The organism is Streptomyces sp. TG1A-60, assembly GCF_037201975.1.
Taxonomy (GTDB): Bacteria; Actinomycetota; Actinomycetes; order Streptomycetales; family Streptomycetaceae; genus Streptomyces.
In genome coordinates this window covers 4,077,587-4,098,803 of the sequence record NZ_CP147520.1, presented here as the reverse complement: position 1 = coordinate 4,098,803, position 21,217 = coordinate 4,077,587, and the positions used below count along the sequence as shown (strand labels likewise).

The 21,217-nt window shown below is 67.0% G+C and carries 19 protein-coding genes and 1 pseudogene; 9 read left to right on the top strand and 11 right to left on the bottom strand.

Features of this window, described 5'->3' with window-relative positions; translation table 11 throughout:
- Positions 1 to 37 precede the first annotated feature (37 nt).
- Both murJ and WBG99_RS17545 read left to right on the top strand, forming a co-directional pair.
- A pseudogene (murJ, locus tag WBG99_RS17550) lies at positions 38 to 2,256 on the top strand (murein biosynthesis integral membrane protein MurJ).
- 118 nt (positions 2,257 to 2,374) lie between these two features.
- Positions 2,375 to 4,084: a protein kinase family protein gene (locus WBG99_RS17545; RefSeq protein ID WP_338897210.1), complete on the top strand. Its 1,710-nt coding sequence runs from the start codon at positions 2,375 to 2,377 to the stop codon at positions 4,082 to 4,084.
- Positions 4,085 to 4,097: 13 nt separating this feature from the next.
- Here the strand turns inward: WBG99_RS17545 and WBG99_RS17540 are convergent, their stop codons facing one another.
- Together WBG99_RS17540 and WBG99_RS17535 are read right to left on the bottom strand one after the other, a co-directional pair.
- Positions 4,098 to 4,361 (bottom strand): hypothetical protein, encoded by a 264-nt coding sequence (locus WBG99_RS17540; RefSeq protein ID WP_338897209.1) that lies wholly within the window; start codon positions 4,359 to 4,361, stop codon positions 4,098 to 4,100.
- A 417-nt stretch (positions 4,362 to 4,778) separates the two neighbouring features.
- On the bottom strand, positions 4,779 to 5,123 hold the full coding sequence (locus WBG99_RS17535; protein ID WP_338897208.1) for a hypothetical protein: 345 nt from the start codon (positions 5,121 to 5,123) through the stop codon (positions 4,779 to 4,781).
- A 359-nt stretch (positions 5,124 to 5,482) separates the two neighbouring features.
- Here WBG99_RS17535 and sigM point away from each other — a divergent pair, with 359 nt between their 5' ends.
- The 4 genes from sigM (at position 5,483) to trxA (ending at position 8,633) form a co-directional block, all read left to right on the top strand.
- Positions 5,483 to 6,196 (top strand): RNA polymerase sigma factor SigM, encoded by a 714-nt coding sequence (sigM, locus tag WBG99_RS17530; RefSeq protein ID WP_338897207.1) that lies wholly within the window; start codon positions 5,483 to 5,485, stop codon positions 6,194 to 6,196.
- Complete coding sequence (locus WBG99_RS17525) at positions 6,193 to 7,113, top strand: anti-sigma factor (RefSeq protein ID WP_338897206.1); 921 nt, start codon at positions 6,193 to 6,195, stop codon at positions 7,111 to 7,113. The genes sigM and WBG99_RS17525 overlap by 4 nt, the downstream gene beginning before the upstream one ends.
- A gap of 174 nt (positions 7,114 to 7,287) precedes the next feature.
- Positions 7,288 to 8,259 carry a thioredoxin-disulfide reductase gene (trxB, locus tag WBG99_RS17520; protein WP_338897205.1) on the top strand — a complete coding sequence of 324 codons (972 nt, stop codon included), beginning with the start codon at positions 7,288 to 7,290 and terminating at the stop codon, positions 8,257 to 8,259.
- Between the two features lie 41 nt (positions 8,260 to 8,300).
- Positions 8,301 to 8,633, top strand: a complete 333-nt coding sequence (gene trxA, locus WBG99_RS17515; protein ID WP_338897204.1) for a thioredoxin — start codon at positions 8,301 to 8,303, stop codon at positions 8,631 to 8,633.
- Positions 8,634 to 8,685: 52 nt separating this feature from the next.
- On the opposite strand, the gene WBG99_RS17510 is transcribed toward trxA, so the two are convergent.
- The 9 genes from WBG99_RS17510 to rpmH form a co-directional block, all read right to left on the bottom strand.
- Positions 8,686 to 9,303, bottom strand: coding sequence for a GNAT family N-acetyltransferase (locus WBG99_RS17510; protein WP_338897203.1), 618 nt, complete (start codon positions 9,301 to 9,303; stop codon positions 8,686 to 8,688).
- A gap of 323 nt (positions 9,304 to 9,626) precedes the next feature.
- A complete protein-coding gene (locus WBG99_RS17505) occupies positions 9,627 to 10,718 on the bottom strand; it encodes a ParB/RepB/Spo0J family partition protein (protein WP_338897202.1) in 1,092 nt (363 codons plus the stop codon).
- Entirely contained in the window at positions 10,715 to 11,788 is a 1,074-nt protein-coding gene (locus WBG99_RS17500; protein WP_338900377.1) for a ParA family protein, read from the bottom strand. The genes WBG99_RS17505 and WBG99_RS17500 overlap by 4 nt, the downstream gene beginning before the upstream one ends.
- A gap of 281 nt (positions 11,789 to 12,069) precedes the next feature.
- Entirely contained in the window at positions 12,070 to 12,678 is a 609-nt protein-coding gene (gene rsmG / locus WBG99_RS17495) for a 16S rRNA (guanine(527)-N(7))-methyltransferase RsmG (RefSeq protein ID WP_338897201.1), read from the bottom strand.
- A gap of 222 nt (positions 12,679 to 12,900) precedes the next feature.
- A complete protein-coding gene (locus WBG99_RS17490) occupies positions 12,901 to 13,416 on the bottom strand; it encodes a R3H domain-containing nucleic acid-binding protein (protein ID WP_338897200.1) in 516 nt (171 codons plus the stop codon).
- Positions 13,417 to 13,431: 15 nt separating this feature from the next.
- Positions 13,432 to 14,715 (bottom strand): membrane protein insertase YidC, encoded by a 1,284-nt coding sequence (yidC, locus tag WBG99_RS17485; RefSeq protein ID WP_338897199.1) that lies wholly within the window; start codon positions 14,713 to 14,715, stop codon positions 13,432 to 13,434.
- Between the two features lie 3 nt (positions 14,716 to 14,718).
- A complete protein-coding gene (gene yidD / locus WBG99_RS17480) occupies positions 14,719 to 15,072 on the bottom strand; it encodes a membrane protein insertion efficiency factor YidD (protein ID WP_338897198.1) in 354 nt (117 codons plus the stop codon).
- Positions 15,069 to 15,440: a ribonuclease P protein component gene (gene rnpA / locus WBG99_RS17475; protein WP_338897197.1), complete on the bottom strand. Its 372-nt coding sequence runs from the start codon at positions 15,438 to 15,440 to the stop codon at positions 15,069 to 15,071. The genes yidD and rnpA overlap by 4 nt, the downstream gene beginning before the upstream one ends.
- Before the next feature lie 21 nt (positions 15,441 to 15,461).
- Positions 15,462 to 15,599 carry a 50S ribosomal protein L34 gene (rpmH, locus tag WBG99_RS17470; protein WP_338897196.1) on the bottom strand — a complete coding sequence of 46 codons (138 nt, stop codon included), beginning with the start codon at positions 15,597 to 15,599 and terminating at the stop codon, positions 15,462 to 15,464.
- A 416-nt stretch (positions 15,600 to 16,015) separates the two neighbouring features.
- Here rpmH and dnaA point away from each other — a divergent pair, with 416 nt between their 5' ends.
- The 3 genes from dnaA (at position 16,016) to gnd (ending at position 21,136) form a co-directional block, all read left to right on the top strand.
- On the top strand, positions 16,016 to 18,040 hold the full coding sequence (gene dnaA, locus WBG99_RS17465) for a chromosomal replication initiator protein DnaA (RefSeq protein WP_338897195.1): 2,025 nt from the start codon (positions 16,016 to 16,018) through the stop codon (positions 18,038 to 18,040).
- A gap of 883 nt (positions 18,041 to 18,923) precedes the next feature.
- Positions 18,924 to 20,054: a DNA polymerase III subunit beta gene (gene dnaN, locus WBG99_RS17460; RefSeq protein ID WP_338897194.1), complete on the top strand. Its 1,131-nt coding sequence runs from the start codon at positions 18,924 to 18,926 to the stop codon at positions 20,052 to 20,054.
- A gap of 206 nt (positions 20,055 to 20,260) precedes the next feature.
- Entirely contained in the window at positions 20,261 to 21,136 is an 876-nt protein-coding gene (gene gnd / locus WBG99_RS17455; RefSeq protein ID WP_338897193.1) for a phosphogluconate dehydrogenase (NAD(+)-dependent, decarboxylating), read from the top strand.
- Positions 21,137 to 21,217 lie beyond the last annotated feature (81 nt).

The following is a 21,217-nucleotide window of genomic DNA, read 5'->3' as shown; positions in this document are numbered from 1 at the left end:
TGGCCGGTTGGCCCGGGGACGATGAGGTGGCATAACCATGAACGCGCCGTACGACGGTGACCGCGGCCAGGGCGCGGCCGATTCGGGGTATCCCGACGGCCCGGCGCCCGGGCCGGGACAGGTGCCGCCGCAGCCTCCCGCGGACATGTACCTCCAGGACGCCTACGACCAGGACCCTTACCGCGCGCGGGATCTGGCAGCCCAGGACCCGGTGGCCGAGGCGCTCTACGACCGTGCCGCCCACCCGCCGCAGGCACCGGAAACCCACCAGCCGCAGCACCCGCTCTACGCGCAGCCGTCGGCACCGCCGTACGCCCCGACCCGCGTGTGTGGGCGCAGACGCCGGCGCCCGAGCCGGAAGGTCCGGCGCGGCATCTGCCGTACGGCGACGACGCCCGTACGACCCAGTTCGTCGGCGTGGACGACCTGGTGACGCAGGCAGGGGAAAAGCACCACGAGCCCGACGCGTTCGCTCATCTCTTCCGCGACCAGCAACAAAGTGGCCACGCGCCCACGGCCCAGCCGTCCGTTCCCGGACCGGCGCCCGCTCCGGTACCCGGTCCGGGGCGCCCGGCGTACGAGGAGCTCGCACCCGCTCCCGCGCCCGCTCCTCCGGCGAAGAAGGGCGGGCGGGCCTCGGGACTGCTGAAGTCGAGTGCCGTGATGGCGGCGGGCACCATGGTCTCGCGCCTCACCGGTTTCATCCGCTCGGCGATGATCGTCTCGGCGCTGGGCCTCTACCTGCTGGGCGACTCCTTCCAGGTGGCCTACCAACTGCCGACGATGATCTACATTCTGACCGTCGGTGGCGGCCTCAACTCGGTGTTCGTGCCGCAGCTCGTTCGCGCCATGAAGGACGACGACGATGGCGGCGAGGCCTACGCCAACCGCCTGCTGACCCTCGTCATGGTGGTTCTCGGCCTTCTCACCGCCCTCGCGATGTTCGCCGCCCCCCTCCTGGTCCGCGCGCTGTCGGTGGGAATCGCCGACAACCCCGCCGCCAATGAGACCGCCGTCACCTTCACCCGCTATTTCCTGCCCTCCATCTTCTTCATGGGCGTCCACGTGGTGATGGGCCAGATCCTCAACGCCCGCGGTCGGTTCGGCGCCATGATGTGGACCCCGGTCCTGAACAACATCGTCATCATCGTCACCCTCGGCGCGTTCCTCTGGGTCTATGGCACCGCAGCCGACTCCCACATGACGGTCGAGAACATCCCGCCGGAGGGCGTGCGGCTGCTCGGCCTCGGTATCCTCCTCGGCCTCGTGGTCCAGGCCCTCGCGATGATCCCGTACCTGCGGGAGACCGGATTCCGGCTACGGCCCCGCTTCGACTGGAAGGGCCACGGTCTCGGCAAGGCCGCCATGCTCGCCAAATGGACGATCCTCTTCGTCCTCGCCAACCAGGCGGGCGCGCTCGTGGTCACCCAGTTGGCCACCGCCGCTGCCATCGACTCCGACGTCGAGGGCGTTGGTTTCGCCTCGTACGCCAACGCCCAGCTCATCTGGGGCCTGCCACAGGCCATCATCACCGTCTCGCTGATGGCCGCGCTTCTGCCGCGCATCTCGCGCTCGGCCGCCGAGCACGACGCCGGCGCCGTGCGCGACGACATCTCCCAGGGGCTACGCACCACGGCGGTCGCCATCGTGCCGATCGCCTTCGGTTTCCTCGCGCTCGGCATCCCGATGTGCACACTGATCTTCGGCTCGTCCGGCATCGGCGCGGCCACGAACATGGGCTTCATGCTGATGGCCTTCGGGCTCGGCCTCATCCCCTACTCCGTGCAGTACGTCGTCCTCCGCGCGTTCTACGCGTACGAGGACACCCGGACCCCGTTCTACAACACGGTCCTCGTGGCCGCCGTCAACGCGAGTGCCTCCGCGATCTGTTTCTTCGTGATCCCGGCCCGGTGGGCCGTGGTGGGCATGGCCGCCGCGTACGGTCTGGCGTACATGATCGGCGTCGGTGTCGCCTGGCGACGGCTGCGCAAGCGGCTGGGCGGGGACCTGGACGGAGCCAGGGTCATGCGGACGTACGCGCGGCTGTCCATCGCCTCGCTGCCCGCGGCACTGCTCAGCGGCGCGGCCTGCTACGGCGTCAGCCGGGCCCTGGGGCAGGGCGTCGGCGGCTCGATGCTCGCACTCGTCGGAGGAGGAATCGTTCTGCTCGGTGTCTTCTACGTCGCCGCGCGGCGCATGCGCATCGAAGAGCTCAACTCGATGGTCGGCATGGTCCGCGGGCGGCTGGGGCGCTGAGTCCGGGGCACGCGCACAACCATCGTCCGCCGCCGCGTGTCGCTCATAGCGGCGGACTGTGGGCACAATTGACTTTGGCGTCGCAGAGCGCTCAACGGATGGGGAGGCAGGAACGGCGGTGGCGGAACGGAGCACGGCTGCCGTCGACGTGGCAGACAACAGCGGCGACGAGCCGCTGACCGCACAAGCGGATCAGTCCACGGCCGACGGGGAGGCCCAGAACCGGGAGCGGGACACGGAAAGCTCGGCGAGCGAAGAGGCACAGGGGAACGGCGGTACCGAAAGCTCCTCGAAGGCGAAACCGCCCGAACTGCACAGCGGCCACAAGCTCGCCAGACGCTACCGCCTCGAAGAATGCGTCACCCGTCTGGACGGTTTCAGCAGTTGGCGTGCCGTGGACGAGAAACTGCGTCGCGCGGTCGGGGTACACGTGCTGCCCGCCGACCACGCGCGCGCCCGCTCCGTGCTGGCGGCGGCCCGCTCCTCGGCGCTGCTGGGTGATCCCCGCTTCGTCCAGGTGTTGGACGCGGTCGAGGAGAACGACCTCGTGTACGTGGTGCACGAGTGGCTTCCCGACGCCACGGAACTGACGGCACTGCTGGCTTCCGGCCCGCTGGAACCGCACGACGCGTACCAGATGGTCAATCAGGTTTCCCACGCCATGGCCGCCGCGCACCGCGAGGGCCTCTCCCATCTGAGGCTCAACCCGAGCGCTGTGCTGCGGTCCGCCGCCGGGCAGTGGCGCATCCGCGGACTCGCGGTGAACGCCGCATTGCGCGGCATCAGCTCGGACACCCCGCAGCGCAAGGACACAGAGGCAATCGGCGCGCTGCTGTACTCGGCGCTCACCCAGCGCTGGCCCTACGAGAACGACGCGCACGGCCTCTCCGGGCTTCCCAAGGGCGTCGGGCTCATCGCACCCGACCAGGTCCGGGCGGGCGTCCACCGGGGTCTGTCGGAGCTCGCCATGCGTGCGCTCGCCAACGACGGCGCCACCGCCTCACGGCACGAGTCTCCGTGCACGACGCCGGAGGAGCTCGTGAGGGCAATCGGCGAGATGCCCCGCATCCGCCCGCCGGAGCCGGTTTTCACCGCCCCGCCCGACTACCAGCGCACGACGTACCAGCAGGGCACGTACGGCCGCCAGGCCCAGCGCCCCGGGACCCCCCAGCATCTGCCGACACCACCACCTCCGTTGCAGAGTCGCGCCGGCAAGGCACTGAAGTGGGCCGTCTCGGCCCTGCTGATCGCTGCCCTGGGCCTGGGCAGCTGGCAGCTGGCCGACACCCTCTTGGAACAGGGCGGCAAGTCCGGCGACACCGACCAGACGCAGACGCCGGATGAAAACGACAACGACAAGGCCCCGACGAAGAAGCCAAGCAAGCCGATCGCCATCCAAGGAGCCAAGGACTTCGACCCGTTCGGCCCCGATCGCTCCGAAAAGCCCGCCGACGTGTACAAGGTCCACGACAGCACGCCGCGCACGTACTGGCAGACGGACCACTACGCGAGCACCGACTTCGGTCGACTGAAGCCGGGCGTGGGGGTCGTCCTCGATCTCGGCAAGGTCCAGGAGGTCGGGAAGGTGACCGTCTCCTTCGTGGGAGACACGTCGGTCGAGCTCCGCGCCGCGTCCGGTGACAGCCGTACGGAACCGGCGTCCTTCGACAGCTACGCCAAGGTCACCGAGGGTTCGGGCACGACGGTGACGCTCAAGCCCGGCGAAACCCTCAAGGCCCGGTACCTGCTGGTCTGGTTGACCGAACTGCCGCTGACGAACGCAGGCAACTACCGCGGCCGGGTCATGGACATCAAGGTGACCAGCTGACCTATTCGATCCCTCAAGGGGCTACCGAGCGTGCCGCTGCCAGAAGCTTTCGGTGGGCATCGGACAGGAGGGCGAGGTCCTTTCGGTTCTTCTTGATCATGGACTCCTGAATCTCGGCCTCCTGACCGTTCCAGATCTTCACCAGGTCAGTCCGCGTCTTGCAGTCGACGTCGGATTTCGCGGCTCGAATTTCCGGCTTTGTGATCTCTTCACCTGAGTTCTCCGGGGTTCCGAGCGCCTGCAGTGGAGTGCTGTAGTCGAATCCCTTCTCCTTCATGCACCGTGACCATGGTTTGTGCCCGGAGCGTACTCGGCGGGTGACTCCCTTCTCTGCGCCCGGTACCTGAGGCCGTACTTCTGCATACAGGAATCCGCGAGCTCCTCCTCCGCCTTGGAGATCTCGAAGAGCTGCTTCGGAGTGAGCGCGTATGCGCCTATGGGAAGTTCCAGATAACCCTCCAGAGCGGACCTTTCCACAGCGCTCACCCCAGGGCCGACGGAGGAAGGAGGCGACTGCTGAACCTCGTCCCCCTGCCACCGCAGCCGGAAGCACATATGAGGGCGGCGCACGCGACTTCGACAGCCTGTACTCCCCTTCTGCCGTAACCTGCCATTCGATCACCTCTGGAGTTCAAAGAGAATGAGTGCCGGACGCGTCCTGAATGCGTCCGGCACCCAATCGCCTGGAATCTTCTTAGAACTGGTAGCAGTTCCAGCCCTCAGCCATCTCCCCGTCGACTACCTTCAGAGATGCGTTGTTGTTGTACGTGCGATTCAGCTGGTTAGCCTGTGACTGCTTGGAGCCCTGGGCCCAGAGCCAGTCGCAGGCTCCGCCGGAGTTTCTGTTGAAGTAGACCGTGGCACTCTCGTTAAGGGCCTTTGCGATGAAGAACGCCGAGGTTGAATTACTCTTGACGGACAATCCGTTACCGTTACCGTTACCGTTCGTCGCGAACGTGTACCCCGCGAGATTACTGATTCCTCCGTAACCCACGAAGTTGGCGGCAGATCCCTTGAAATTCGAGTTATAGTAGAACACGAAACACGGGTAGGCCCGCTACAGTCTTTCCCCGTGTAAGTCGTTGCTGCTGCCTGCGAAATGGCAGCGAGCGAGACCAGAGCAGTCGCGGCGCCGACGGCCACGGCCCTCTTGAAGAGCTTCACCATTCTCCCTTAAGCGGTCACAAAGGAAGAATTCGACTTAATTCCTGGAAGCCCAGTTGATCAACAGAATAAATGGGTCATCATTGATCGTTCCCTTCTTTGGGGCGCATGACTTGCATCACATGTTCTTCACGTTGCGCGCTCGCCTGCAACGCAACCTTCTCGCCCCTATCTCCGGCCCGCCTGTCGCGCTCTTGGAGAGAGGGCCGTAAGGTAGCTCCGAGGGAGGGGCGGATGCCAGACCGCGCCGAGTACGGCGAAGCAAGCGACAAGCACCTTCTCGCCCGCCACGTGGAGGGCGAACCCGACGCCTTCGGTGAGCTCGTACGCCGTCACCGCGATCGGTTGTGGGCTGTGGCGCTGCGGACTCTGGGGGACCGTGAAGAGGCCGCGGACGCGGTTCAGGACGCGTTGGTGTCCGCCTATCGGGCGGCCCACACCTTCCGTGGTCAGTCGGCCGTCACGACCTGGCTGCACCGCATCACCGTGAACGCCTGCCTGGACCGTGCCCGCAAGGCGGCCTCCCGCAAGACGTCCCCCGTCGACGACGCCGAGCGCCTGGAGCAACTCCTGGAGCCGCACGAGTCGGCGTCCGCCCCGGCCGAGCGCAACGATCTGCACCGCCAGCTGATGGAAGCCCTGGGCACCCTGCCGCAGGACCAGCGGGCAGCGCTCGTCCTGGTGGACATGCAGGGCTACCCGGTGTCGGAGGCCGCGCGGATCCTCGACGTGCCGACCGGCACCGTGAAGAGCCGCTGTGCCCGTGGCAGAGCCAGACTTCTGCCGCTCCTGACCCATCTCCGCAGAGATGGTGAGGGTGACGGCGGAGAAAAGGGGGGGCACGGACGGAACCGGGCGCAGGGGGCATCCGTCCCACCCGCAGCGGTACCACAGGATGCAGGGCCAAGCGATTCAGCTGCTGTGAAGGGCGGAGGTGGGCGAGCGTGACTTCCACGACCGACACGGCCGGGCACCCGGAGGTCGCGGAGATCTCCGACCTCACCGAGGGGCTGCTGCCGCCGTCCCGTACCGCGGATGTCCGCCAACACCTGGACGAGTGCCCGCTCTGTGCCGACGTGCGCGCCTCCCTGGAGGAGATCCGCGGCATGCTCGGCACTCTGCCGAGGCCGCCGCGCATGCCCGACGACGTGGCGGGGCGCATCGACGCGGCCCTGGCCGCCGAGGCCCTCCTTGATGCCACAGCTCACGATCTCGACTCGGCAGAGGTTCCGCCCGGCAGCCGCGGCACCGTCTCGGACGACCACGACGCCGTGCGTGTTTCACGTGAAACACCGCCCGCGGTGGATCGCCCCGCAGGCCACTCCCGAGGATCCACCCGGCCGGGCCGCCAGAGTGCCAAGCGCCGAACTCGCCGGACGACGGTTCTCGCCGGCGTCTTCACAGTCGCAGCTCTGGGTCTCGGTACCCTGCTGGTCCAGTCGATGAGCGACACCGGCTCGGGAGGCACCCCCCCTCAGAGCGAGGCCTCGGCCACTTTTTCCGGCGTCAAGCTGGAGAAGCAGGTGACGGATCTCCTGGACGGTGCCCAGAGCCCGAGTTCGCCCGACAGGGATTCACTCGGTATCGAAACCGAACCCAGCGCACCGGAATCCCCCACGAAGAACACGACCACGGTCTTCAAGACGGACGTGCCCGTCTGTATCGCGAAGGGCATCGGCGACGCTTCGGGGGCCATCGCTTCCAAGCAGGGTACCTATGAGGGAGCGGACGCGTATCTCGTCGTGCTGCCCGACAGCGCCGACACCGCACGCGTCACGGCCTACGTGGTCGACGCCTCCTGCATGGAGAAGACTCCGGAGCCCACCGGTGAGGTCCTGCTGAAGCAGACCTACCCTCGTCCCTGAGCACGGTCGCGCTCGCGCTGCGCCGCATCTGGCATCCCTGTACAGTGCCCGGTCTCCGTGTACCCGGACACACCGGGAATGCACGCCCCTTAGGATCCGTTGGGTGGGGTGAGAGTTTCGAGAGCAGCTCCCACCGGCAGTACGCAGCAGTCTCCAGAGACGAGGAATCAAGCCGTGAGCGACGTCCGTAATGTGATCATCATCGGCTCCGGGCCCGCCGGCTACACGGCGGCGCTCTACACCGCGCGCGCGTCGCTGAAGCCGCTGGTGTTCGAGGGCGCCGTCACCGCAGGCGGCGCGCTGATGAACACCACCGATGTGGAGAACTTCCCCGGCTTCCGGGACGGCATCATGGGCCCCGACCTCATGGACAACATGCGCGCCCAAGCCGAGCGCTTCGGTGCCGAGCTCGTCCCGGACGACATCGTCACCGTCGACCTGGGCGGCGAGATCAAGACCGTCACGGACACCGCAGGCACCGTCCACCGCGCCAAAGCCGTCATCGTCACCACGGGATCGCAGCACCGCAAGCTCGGGCTGCCCAATGAGGACGCGCTTTCCGGTCGCGGCGTCTCCTGGTGCGCCACCTGTGACGGGTTCTTCTTCAAGGAGCAGGACATCGCCGTGATCGGCGGCGGTGACACCGCCATGGAGGAGGCCACCTTCCTCTCCCGGTTCGCCAAGTCCGTGACGGTCGTCCACCGCCGGGACACGCTGCGCGCCTCCAAGGCGATGCAGGAGCGTGCGTTCGCCGACCCGAAGATCTCGTTCGTGTGGGACAGCGAGGTCGCCGAGATCCAGGGCGACCAGAAGCTCGCCGGGCTGAAGCTGCGCAACCTCAAGACAGGCGAGACCTCCGAGCTGCCGGTAACGGGTCTGTTCATCGCGATCGGCCACGACCCGCGCACGGAACTCTTCAAGAGTCAGCTCGACCTGGACGACGAGGGGTACCTGAAGGTCGCTACCCCGTCGACCCGGACGAACCTGACGGGTGTCTTCGGCGCGGGTGACGTCGTCGACCACACGTACCGCCAGGCGATCACCGCAGCCGGCACCGGCTGCTCCGCCGCCCTCGATGCCGAGCGCTACCTCGCCGCACTCGCCGACGGCGACCAGACCGCCGAGCCCGAGAAGACCACCGTCTGATCCCGTCCGCCTCACCGCACCGAACCAGTTAGGAGCCCTCTGTGGCCGGCACTCTGAAGAACGTGACCGACGACTCCTTCGAGCAGGACGTCCTCAAGAGCGACAAGCCCGTCCTGGTGGACTTCTGGGCCGCCTGGTGCGGTCCGTGCCGCCAGATCGCGCCGTCCCTCGAAGCCATCGCTCAGGAGTACGGCGACAAGATCGAGATCGTCAAGCTGAACATCGACGAGAACCCGGCCACGGCTGCCAAGTACGGTGTGATGTCCATCCCCACCCTGAACGTCTACCAGCGGGGCGAGGTCGCCAAGACCATTGTCGGCGCCAAGCCGAAGGCCGCGATCGTGCGTGACCTTGAGGACTTCATCGCCGAGTGATGTTTCACGTGAAACAAGAATGGGTCGACCCGCTGAGGTCGGCCCGTTCGCTTTAGAGGGGGCGCAGCGCCGGCTCCTTCTGAACGGCTCCCAGAAGCCGATCCAGTGCCAACTCGACGTCCTCCTTCCAGGAGAGCGTCGTCCGCAGTTCCAACCGCAACCGAGGATACGCCGGGTGAGGGCGGACCGTCTTGAAGCCCACGGCCGTCAGATGGTCGGCTGGAAGTACACAGGCCGGCTCCTTCCAGCGTGCGTCGCCGAAGGCTTCGATCGCTTTGAAGCCCCGCCGCAGCAGATCCTTGGCAACCGTCTGAACCATCACACGGCCAAGCCCCTGACCCTGGTAGCCCTCCATGATGAAGGCAGTCAGCAACTGAACCGCGTCAGGAGACACCGGGCTCGTGGGGAACGCCGTGGAGCGAGGCACGTAGGCCGGAGGCGCATAGAGCACGAAGCCCACCGGGATGTCGTCCACGTAGACGACACGACCACAGGACCCCCAGTCCAGCAGGACAGCGGAGATCCACGCCTCCTTCTCCAGGGCCGGAGCGCCCGCCTTTACCGCGGCCTCGCCGCTGACTGGGTCCAATTCCCAGAAGACACACGAGCGACAGCGCTTGGGCAGGTCCTGAAGGTTGTCCAGCGTGAGCGGTACAAGTCGACGCCCCATGAAGGCTGCTCCTCGCTTCCTTCGCCCGCAGCGTCACGGGCAGCTGTCAGAGCATTCCGCTCCCGGAGCAGACTGCCGACGAACCCGCCGACCGCCCCCAGTCCCAGACTTGCGGTCAACAGTCCGGAACGGCTCACGGTTCGCATGGCCCCGCCTCTCCAATGAAGATCCGCCAGGTCGATGCGCCATACTCGAACGCATCGTATCCACGATGTGATTGCCTAGGTACCGCCTGCAAGCAAAGAGCGGGCTGTGTCCGGTATACATCGGACGCAGCCCGCTCGTGCAGTCGACCAGCCGAAAGCCGTCCTGCAGGCGAAGGCTCAGGCCTCCGTCTCCTCCGAGTCATCGTCCAGGAGACTCTTCTGGAGAGCCAGCTTTTCGCCCGGAGCGAGGGTGCTCAGGATCCGTTCCAGGTCCTCGGTGGAGGCGAACTCAACGGTGATCTTGCCCTTCTTCTGGCCCAGATCGATCTTCACCCGCGTTTCGAAGCGATCCGAGAGCCGGGTCGCGAGTTCACCCAGCGCCGGAGAAGGCACGGAGCCGGCTCGTGGTCCCTTGGACCGCGCAGCGGTCTTCGGCCGCGACCCCATGAGGGTGACGATCTCTTCCACGGCTCGGACCGAGAGTCCCTCGGCCACGATCCGATGAGCCAGCTTGTCCTGCTCCTCCGAGTCCTCGACGGAGAGCAGCGCCCGGGCGTGCCCCGCGGAGAGGACACCGGCAGCCACCCGGCGCTGGACCGCGGCCGAGAGCTTCAGCAGACGCAGGGTGTTGGAGACCTGCGGGCGGGACCGACCGATACGGTCCGCCAGCCGATCGTGCGTGCAGTTGAAGTCCTTGAGCAACTGGTCGTAGGCGAACGCCTCTTCCAGTGGGTTCAGCTGGGCCCGGTGCAGGTTCTCAAGGAGCGCGTCCAGGAGAAGCTTCTCGTCGTCCGTGGCCCGCACGATCGCCGGGATCGCCTCCAGGCCGGCCTCACGGCAAGCGCGCCAGCGCCGCTCGCCCATGATGAGCTCGTAGCGAGCCGGGCCCAGCTGCCGTACGACGACGGGCTGGAGGAGACCGACCTCCTTGATGGAGGTGACGAGTTCCTGCAGAAGGTCCTCGTCGAACACCTCACGCGGTTGGCGCGGGTTCGGGGTGATGGAGTCGAGGGGCAGCTCGGCGAAGTACGCACCGATCGGTGCTGTCGGCAGCTCTGAACCGTTGGACGACGGCTCCTCTGTTTCACGTGAAACAGGCGGGAGAGTAGCCATCGTCGACGCCGCCACCCCACGCTCGGGCATGAAGACGGATGTTGCCGCCGGCGCTGTGGATGCGGGTGCTCCCGCTGCCGATTCCTTCTCTCCTGTCGAGGCCGCTGGGATCAGTGCGGCGAGACCACGGCCCAACCCCCTCCGTCGATCGCTCACTGGATCCCCTCCGCCACGCTCGGATTATTCTGAGTACCGATATGGGCGTGCGTCGGGTCGTACCCCACGCCCACGCCCTTCAGCGCGATTTCTCGTGCCGCCTCAAGGTAGGAGAGGGCACCACTCGATCCAGGATCGTAGGTCAGCACCGTCTGCCCATAGCTCGGCGCCTCGGAGATACGGACCGAGCGGGGAATGCTCGTCCGCAGCACCTCGCCACCGAAGTGGGTGCGCACCTCGTCTGCAACCTGGGACGCCAGGCGCGTCCGGCCGTCGTACATGGTGAGCAGGATGGTCGACACATGCAGGACGGGGTTGAGGTGCCCTCGTACCAGGTCGACATTGCGAAGCAGCTGTCCGAGGCCCTCCAACGCGTAGTACTCACACTGGATCGGGATGAGGACTTCCTGGCCGGCGACCAGCGCGTTGACCGTCAGCAAGCCGAGCGAGGGCGGGCAATCGATGAGGATGTAGTCCAAAGGCTGCTCGTACGCCTGAATCGCTCGCTGCAGCCGGCTCTCTCGTGCCACCAGGGATACCAGCTCGATCTCCGCACCGGCGAGATCGATCGTGGCGGGGGCACAGAAGAGCCCCTCGACATCAGGAACGGGCTGGACGACTTCCGCCAGGGGCTTGCTCTCGATCAGCACGTCGTAGATGGAGGGCACCTCGGCGTGGTGATCGATACCCAGCGCGGTGGACGCGTTGCCCTGAGGGTCGAGGTCGACCACGAGGACACGGGCGCCGTGCAGAGCCAGCGAAGCGGCAAGGTTGACCGTTGTCGTGGTCTTGCCGACGCCGCCCTTCTGGTTGGCGACGACCATGACTCTGGTCTGCTCGGGCCGGGGCAAGCCCTCGCCAGCGCGGCCCAGAGCCTCTACCGCCAGTTGGGCAGCACGACCGATGGGAGTGTCGTCCATCGGGGGCGGTGTTTCACGTGAAACATCCTCCCCCATCGATTCGGTACGGGGACCGGGGACCGGATCGGTCATCGGTCCCGCGATGTTGGCGTCGGACCGCAAGGATTCACTCTCCTCGACTTCAGGCTCGCAATGAACAGAGCCTCCCATGTCTTCGGGGTCGTGAACCAGTGAGGCCTGGGCTTCTGTGGAGAATTCCACCTCTGTGGAAAACTCCGATACCTCTCCGAGTGACCCGAGAGGCTTCCGGTCACGCGGTTCGGCCGCGGCGCGGCCACGGCTGATGATGCCGTGCAGCAGTGAGCGACGTTTCACGTGAAACACGATGCCCAGCCGCACGAGCCACGCCCGCGCGACACTCCGAGATGCGTACGTTTGGCAGCTTGTGTGGAGTACGACTCGCCGTCAGGGCGGGTCAGCGAACGCCCAGATCAACGACGCCGACGTGCTCGGCCGGTCCGGGCCGCCTTCGCCCGCTTTGCCGCGAAGCGCACGCCACCCGGGCTCTCCCCGACCTCCACCCGCACGACCGTGGACAGAGGGTCGACCACACCCTCGCCGACATGGTGGATGGAGGTCTCCACCGCACCGAGCTTACTCAGGGCCGCTGCGGCACTCTTCAACTCCTCCTCGGCGGTGTCGCCCTTGAGAGCCAGCATCTCTCCGTACGGCCTCAGCAGCGGAATGCCCCAGGTGGCCAGTCGGTCCAGCGGAGCCACGGCCCGGGCCGTCACCACATGGACCGGTTGCAGCGTCCCGAGGACCTCTTCGGCTCGGCCACGGACGACGGTCACATGGTCGAGGCCCAGGAGTTCGACGACCTCGGTGAGGAAGTTCGTACGCCGCAGCAGTGGCTCCAGCAGCGTGATCTTCAGGTCGTCCCGGACAAGGGCCAGTGGAATGCCGGGCAGTCCGGCACCGGAACCGACATCGCACACCGTCACCCCCTCGGGCACGACCTCGGAGAGCACCGCACAGTTCAGCAGGTGCCTCTCCCACAGGCGAGGTACCTCCCGCGGGCCGATGAGCCCTCGCTGCACTCCCGCCTCAGCCAGGAGCTGGGCGTACCGAACCGCATCCCCATAGCGATCACCGAATACATCGCGCGCCTGCTCGGGCGCAGGGGGAGCTCCGCTGCCTCCGTCACGGGGACCGTCCTTCCGTACCGCAAAAGCGCACTGGGCGCTGACACCAGAACAACAGGCTGACAAAGTTCGGCCCCGCCTGCGGACAGACGGGGCCGGAGAAACGTACGTACCGAATCAGGCGGGAAGCACGACGACGAAGCGCTGCGGTTCCTCGCCCTCGGACTCACTGCGCAGGCCCGCGGTCTTGACCGCGTCGTGCACGACCTTGCGCTCGAAGGGCGTCATCGGCTTCAGTTTCACGGGCTCGCCGGTGCTCTTGGCCTCGGCCGCGGCCTTGGCGCCGAGCTCCGAGAGCTCGGCGCGCTTCTTGGCACGGTAGCCCGCGATGTCCAGCATCAGACGGCTGCGGTCGCCGGTCTCGCGGTGCACGGCCAGGCGCGTGAGCTCCTGGAGCGCTTCAAGCACCTCGCCCTCCCGGCCCACGAGCTTGCTCAGGTCGCGGCTGCCGGAATCGCTGATGATCGAGACAGCGGCACGGTCGGCCTCGACGTCCATGTCGATGTCGCCGTCGAGATCGGCGATGTCCAGCAGACCTTCCAGGTAGTCCGCCGCGATCTCACCCTCCTGCTCCAGGCGGGTGAGGGTGTCGCCACCCTCGGAGGAGGAGGCGGGGGTGGTGCCTTCCGTCACGGGATGGGCTCCTTCTTACTTCTTGGACGGGGACTTGGGGCGCTGCTGGCCCTTGCGCTGACCGGACTGGGCCTTGCTGCGACCGCCGGCGCCGGACTTGGGCCCGGCTTTCTCTGCGGCGGCCGCCGGCTTGGCGTCCTCCGGCTCGTCGGTCTTACTCAGCGAGGTGGGCTCAGTGTTCGGCTCGGCTTCGTCGGCGGTCTTCGCGCCGCCGGACTGCCGCTGGGCCTTGGTCTGGCGCTTGGGCTGCTGGCGCTTGGGAGCAACGGTCGTCGGCGTACCGTCCTCGGCTGTGGCGATGGCCGAGGCCTCGCTCTGGACCACGGTGCCGTCGGTCTGGGCCGCGAGGCCCTCCTTGTTCAGGCCGGTGATGAACTTCCGCTCGTACTCGTTGCGGTCCCGGCCCTTCACGACGATCGCCTTGACGATGGCGCGCTCACGACGGTTGCGGGTCTTGCCGTGCCGCGTCACGTGCTTGAAGAGGCGGTCCAGGTAAGCGGCCTGGGCCTTGGAACCCGGGGTCGGGTTGTTGTGGATGACGTACATCTGCTGGCCCATGGTCCACACGTTGGTGGTCAGCCAGTAGACGAGGACACCGACCGGGAAGTTGATGCCGAAGACGGCGAACATGATCGGGAAGATGTACATCAGCATCTTCTGCTGCTGCATGAACGGCGTCTTCACCGTGGTGTCGACGTTCTTCGTCATCAGCTGACGCTGCGTGTAGAACTGCGACGCGGACATCAGGATGATCATGACCGCGGTGACGACGCGGACCGTGGTCAGCGAGGCATCGAGCGCCGCGACGTCCCCAGAGCTGTCGGTGAACTTCGCGGCCAGCGGAGCACCGAAGATGTGCGCCTTCTGCGCGCTCTGCAGCAGGCTCTCGTTGATGACGCCGACGGTGTCGTTGTTCGCGATGCTGTTGAGCACGTGGTACAGGGCGAAGAAGAACGGCGACTGCGCCAGGATGGGAAGGCACGAGGAGAGCGGGTTGGTACCCGTCTCCTTGTACAGCTTCATCATCTCTTCGGACTGACGCTGCTTGTCGTTCTTGTAGCGCTCCTGGATCTTCTTCATCTCGGGCTGCAGCGTCTGCATGGCCCGGGTCGCCTTGATCTGCTTCACGAAGAGCGGGATCAGGCAGATACGGATCAGGATCACCAAGGACACGATGGACAGGCCCCAGGCCCACCCGGTGTCATCGCCGAAGAGGGCGCCGTACACCTTGTGGAACTGGACGATGACCCAGGAGACAGGTGTCGTGATGAAGCTGAAGAGGCTGGCAATCGTGTCCACTAATCATGCTCCTTGGGCATGGGACTGGGTCTCAGCGGCCGGGCTGGAGGAAACATGCCCCTCGGTGGCCGGTTCGGCGGCGGAGGTCCCGCCCTTGCGTACACGCCAGGCGCCACGCAACATCTCGTGCCACCGTGGCCGCTTGCGCGGCGGGACGTGGTCCACACCACCGAGCGACCACGGATTGCATCGCAGGATGCGCCAGGCGGTGAGTGCCGTTCCTTTGATCGCACCGTGCCGGTCGATGGCCGTGTATCCGTAGTGGGAGCACGACGGGTAGTACTTGCACACCGGCCCGAGCAGCGGACTGATCGTCCACTGGTACAGCTTGATCAGCGCCAGCAGCGGATACTTCATCGTGCGCCCCCTCCCAGCAGCCGCCCCAGGGCGGCATCCAGGTCTTGGGCCAGTTGTACGTGGTCGGCGTCACCCGCTCCGGGCAGCGCTCGTACGACTACCAGGCTACCGGGGGGCACCAGGGCGACTCGATCGCGCATCAGATGGCGAAGCCTGCGCTTCACCTTGTTGCGTACGACCGCGCCACCGACGGCCTTGCTCACGACGAAACCCGCACGCGTCGAGGGAGCGCTCTCCCCAGGCGCGTGCGGGTCCATGGCACCGCTACGTAGGTGAACGACAAGGAGCGGGCGGGCGGCCCGGCGTCCTCGTCGTACCGCGGTCGCGAAGTCCTCGCGCCGCCTCAGCCGATGCTCGGAAGGCAGCACGACGTCATGACCTGATCAGGATCAGGCGGACAGGCTGGCGCGACCCTTGGTGCGGCGGTTCGCGAGAATCGCGCGGCCGGCACGGGTGCGCATCCGCAGGCGGAAGCCGTGGGTCTTCGCGCGGCGACGGTTGTTCGGCTGGAAGGTGCGCTTGCTCACTCGGGGGCTCCAGAAAGAAATCGGTGTTTGCGGGTGCCGTCCTGGCTGTCACCGTGCGCCCACGAGTAGCTCGTATTCACGCCCGAGTGCACCGCTTTTCGATCACCTGACGTGATCTGTGCCCATCGGAGGCAGGCGGCAGCAGCCATCGACAACTCGACCTGGTTACGGTACGCGCGGCTACGCCATCCGGTCAAACCAGCGGCCCCAGGGAGACACTATCCACAGGCTGGGGACAACAACTTGAACCGCACCGGCCGCCGTGACTACCGTGACCGAACTCCGATTCACTCCCTTTTCTTGGCTGCTGGGCCCTCGACCCGGCCACCAGCACCTCGTTCCGAGCGCCCCACCCGAGTTCAACCCGACCCGTCCCAGAACCACACGTTCGTGGGACCTGTGAGAGAGCGTGCCCTGTGGCTGACGTACCTGCCGATCTTGCCGCAGTGTGGCCACGAGTACTGGAAAAGCTCCTCGGTGAGGGCCGCGGGCAGGGCGTCGAGGTGAAGGACGAGCGCTGGATCAAGCGCTGCCAGCCGCTCGCGCTGGTCGCGGACACCGCCCTTCTCGCGGTCCCGAACGAGTTCGCCAAGGGCGTACTCGAAGGGCGGCTCGCACCGATCGTCAGCGAGACCCTGAGCCGGGAGTGCGGTCGGCCGATCCGTATCGCCATCACCGTCGACAGGTCGGTGGGCGAGTCCCCGCCGGTCCAGCCCCGCTTCGAAGAGCCCGAGCTCCCCACCGTCCCGAGACAGAACCACGATGCCTACGACAGGGACGCGTACGACGGCCAGGGACGTGACGCGCGTGGTGCCTACGACAACCAGAACGCGTACGAGAGTCAGAACCCGTACGACGGCCAGGACCGCGCCTCCTATGACGGGTACGGCCGCCACCGGGCCGACGACCGAGGACCCGGGCGCGGCGAGCAACTGACCGGCGGGGCCGGCGACCAGCTGCCGCATCCGCGCACGGACCCGGCGCCCACCGGCCGTGCCGACCAGTTGCCGACAGGGCGCCCCGCGTATCCGTCCGACTACCAGCGGCCCGGACCGGGCGCCTGGCCGCGGTCGTCGCAGGACGACTACGGCTGGCAGCAGCAGCGACTCGGCTTCCCCGAGCGCGATCCGTACGCCTCGCCGTCGCAGGACTACCGTCCGCAGTCGATGGAGCGCCCGCCGTACGAGCAGCAGCGCGCCGAGTACGACTCCGGGCGGGCCGACTACGACCAGCCCCGCGGCGACTACGACCGGCCGGGTACCGATTCCGACTACGCGCGGGCCGACCGCCGACGCGAGCTCCCCGACCCGCCGCCGGGTTCCGGGCATGTGCACCGGGGCGGCCCGGCGAGCAGCGCGCCAGGCCCGCTGGCGGCGCAGCCCGCGCCGGCGCCCGGCCCGGGTGAACCGACGGCCCGCCTGAACCCGAAGTACCTTTTCGACACCTTCGTCATCGGCGCCTCGAACCGCTTCGCACACGCGGCCGCGGTGGCCGTCGCCGAGGCACCGGCGAAGGCGTACAACCCCCTCTTCATCTATGGGGAGTCGGGGCTCGGCAAGACGCACCTGCTGCACGCGATCGGGCACTACGCGCGGAGCCTCTACCCGGGCACGCGGGTGCGGTACGTGAGCTCGGAGGAGTTCACCAACGAGTTCATCAACTCCATCCGCGACGGCAAGGGGGACAGCTTCCGCAAGCGGTACCGGGAGATGGACATCCTGCTCGTCGACGACATCCAGTTCCTGGCGGACAAGGAGTCGACGCAGGAGGAGTTCTTCCACACCTTCAACACGCTCCACAACGCGAACAAGCAGATCGTGCTCTCCAGCGACCGGCCGCCGAAACAGCTGGTGACCTTGGAGGACCGGCTGCGGAACCGTTTCGAGTGGGGTCTGATCACCGACGTCCAGCCGCCCGAGCTGGAGACGCGTATCGCCATCCTCCGCAAGAAGGCGGTGCAGGAACAGCTCAACGCTCCGCCGGAGGTGCTGGAGTTCATCGCGTCCCGGATCTCGCGCAACATCCGCGAGCTGGAGGGTGCGCTGATCCGCGTGACGGCGTTCGCATCGCTCAACAGGCAGCCGGTGGACCTGGGGCTCACCGAGATCGTCCTGAAGGACCTGATCCCGGGCGGCGAGAACGCGTCCCCCGAGATCACCGCGACCGCGATCATGGCCGCCACGGCGGACTACTTCGGGCTCACGGTCGAGGATCTGTGCGGCACGTCTCGGGGCCGTGCCCTGGTGACCGCCCGCCAGATCGCCATGTATCTCTGCCGTGAGCTGACCGACCTGTCGCTGCCCAAGATCGGCGCGCAGTTCGGCAACCGCGACCACACCACCGTCATGCACGCCGACCGCAAGATCCGTGCGCTGATGGCCGAGCGGCGCTCCATCTACAACCAGGTGACGGAGCTGACGAACCGCATCAAGAACGGCTGACAGAAGGCCGTCGTACGTCGCGCTGAGGGCGCCCCGGGACGAGTTCCCGAGGGCGCCTTCGGCGTTCCGTGGCAGCTTTCTCCGTCGCCGGGCTGTCATCAGGTGTTCGAATACCTGCCGAGTTACGGCCTTCCTCCACAGATTCGGGGACTTTCTGCCGTCCACACCCTGGGGACCGGGAAGTTATGCAGATCGTGTCCACAGGGCGCGCTGCTGAGAGATCATCGGTCCAGGTCAGCTACCTGTGGATCCGTGGACAAAAGATCTCCACAGGCTGTGGACGAAGGCGGGATCCACAGACTGTGGACGGAGTTGTCCACCGACAACCCACAGGCTGTGGCCCCTTGTCCCCACTGATGGTCGGCTTCTCCACATGTCTGTCCACTGTTCGGCAAGCCAACGCGCCTTCTCACCGCGCCGAGTGAAAGGCGTCACATGAAGTTGCCTGGTTGGGCTGTGGGAAAGGTGGGCAAACCTGGGGACGCCGTTGGGGAGAAGTGCCCCCGGGCTGTGCACGGGGTGTGCAGAACTTTCTGTTCTCCACAGACACCCCGAGTTGTCCACCGCCCCCACCCACAGGGCCCGTGGACAAAATCTGGCGGCTGAGCTGCGAAAACAGGGTTATCCACGGTTTCCACAGCCCCTACTACTACTCCCAACTAGAGAGAGCTGGGAATCCGTATCGAAGTGGGGCCTGTGCACAACTCGCTCCGGGCTGCCTGACCGCGCCTCGACACGACTTGACCCCGAGAGGCTCCGAGTGTCAGTGGTGTGCGTCAGACTGGTCCCCGGTGTCCTTCCCCTCACAGGAATCAGCGACACCGAGACAGACGACGAAGCCAGGCAGGGCGAGAAGCGCCGGCAACAGCAGGAGGCGGCAACGGTGAAGATCCGGGTGGAACGCGACGTACTCGCGGAGGCAGTGGCCTGGGCGGCGCGCAGCCTCCCGGCCCGTCCGCCGGCGCCTGTCCTCGCCGGCCTCCTTCTGAAGGCCGAGGAAGGCCAGCTGAGCCTGTCCAGCTTCGACTACGAGGTCTCGGCGCGGGTCTCCCTGGAGGCGGAGGTCGACGAGGAGGGCACAGTGCTCGTCTCCGGCCGGCTCCTCGCGGACATCTGCCGCGCCCTCCCCAACCGCCCGGTGGAGATTTCCACAGACGGTGTACGGGCGACCGTGGTCTGCGGCTCCTCCCGGTTCACCCTCCACACGCTGCCGGTGGAGGAGTACCCGTCCCTGCCGCAGATGCCTAATGCCACGGGCACCGTCCCCGGTGAGGTCTTCGCCTCCGCCGCCGCCCAGGTGGCCATCGCCGCCGGGCGCGACGACACGCTGCCCGTCCTCACCGGTGTGCGCATCGAGATCGAGGGCGACACGGTCACCCTGGCCTCCACCGACCGCTACCGCTTCGCGGTCCGGGAGTTCCTGTGGAAGCCGGAGAACCCCGAGGCGTCCGCCGTCGCCCTGGTGCCAGCCAAGACGCTCCTGGACACCGCCAAGGCCCTCACGAGCGGCGACAGCGTCATCCTGGCGCTCTCCGGCTCGGGCTCCGGCGAAGGGCTGATCGGTTTCGAGGGCGCGGGCCGTCGTACGACCACCCGGCTACTGGAGGGTGACCTCCCGAAGTACCGCACGCTGTTTCCGACGGAGTTCAACAGCGTGGCCGTCATCGAGACCGCGCCCTTCGTCGAGGCCGTCAAGCGCGTGGCCCTGGTCGCCGAGCGGAACACCCCGGTGCGGCTGAGCTTCGAGCAGGGCGTACTGATCCTGGAGGCCGGCTCCAGCGACGACGCACAGGCTGTGGAAAGGGTCGACGCCCAGCTGGAGGGCGACGACATCTCGATCGCCTTCAACCCGACGTTCCTGCTGGACGGCCTGAGTGCCATCGACTCCCCGGTCGCCCAGCTGTCGTTCACGACGTCCACGAAGCCCGCGCTGCTCAGTGGCAAGCCCGCTGTGGACGCCGAGGCGGACGAGGCCTACAAATACCTGATCATGCCGGTGCGGCTCAGCGGCTGACCGGCCGGACTCCGCCGCGGCCGGTCAGCCGCGGTGGTCCACAGCGCTGTGGGGCCTGGTGGATCACACCGGGCTCCGCGCCAAGCCGCAGGTCGGGGTGTACGTATGAGCGGGTATGCCCACAGGTGTGCGTGAGCGTTCCGGGTCTAGGCTCGTGCGTGGGTACGCAGGTGCCTCATGCCACGTCACAACCTAAGGAACAACTGATGGAGCTCGGTCTCGTCGGCCTCGGCAAGATGGGCGGCAACATGCGCGAGCGGATACGCCGCGCGGGCCACACCGTCTTCGGATACGACCGGAACCCTGATCGCGCGGATGTCCACAGCCTCGAAGAGCTTGTGGGCAGGCTCAAGGGCCCGCGGGTCGTGTGGGTGATGGTGCCGGCCGGCGCCGCCACCCAGTCGACCGTCGACGAGTTGGCCGAGCTGCTCCAGCCTGGTGACGTTGTCGTGGACGGCGGTAACTCCCGCTGGACGGACGACGAGAAGCACGCCGAGGAGCTGGCCGCCAAGGGCATCGGCTTCGTCGACTGCGGTGTCTCCGGCGGCGTCTGGGGCCTGGAGAACGGCTACGCGCTGATGTACGGCGGTGACGCGGAGAACGTTGCCAAGGTGCAGCCGGTCTTCGACGCGCTCAAGCCCGAGGGCAACCTCGGCGCGGTGCATGCTGGGAAGGTCGGCGCAGGGCACTTCGCGAAGATGGTCCACAACGGCATCGAGTACGCGATGATGCAGGCCTACGCCGAGGGCTGGGAGCTCCTGGAGAAGGTCGACTCGGTGACGGATGTCCGTGAGGTCTTCCGCTCCTGGCAGGAGGGCACGGTCATCCGCTCCTGGCTGCTCGACCTCGCCGTGAACGCCCTTGACGAGGACGAGCATCTCGACCGCCTCAAGGGGTTCGCACAGGACTCCGGCGAGGGCCGGTGGACGGTGGAGGCCGCCATCGACCACGCCGTGCCGCTGCCCGCGATCACGGCCTCCCTCTTCGCGCGGTTCGCGTCGCGCCAGGAGGACTCTCCGCAGATGAAGATGGTCGCGGCGCTGCGGAACCAGTTCGGCGGCCACGCGGTGGAGAAGAAGTAGCCCACGGCTCAGCACACGCAAGCGAACGCAAGAACGGTCGACGAGAAGTCATCCACAGGGCCGCACGGCGGTCCACAACCC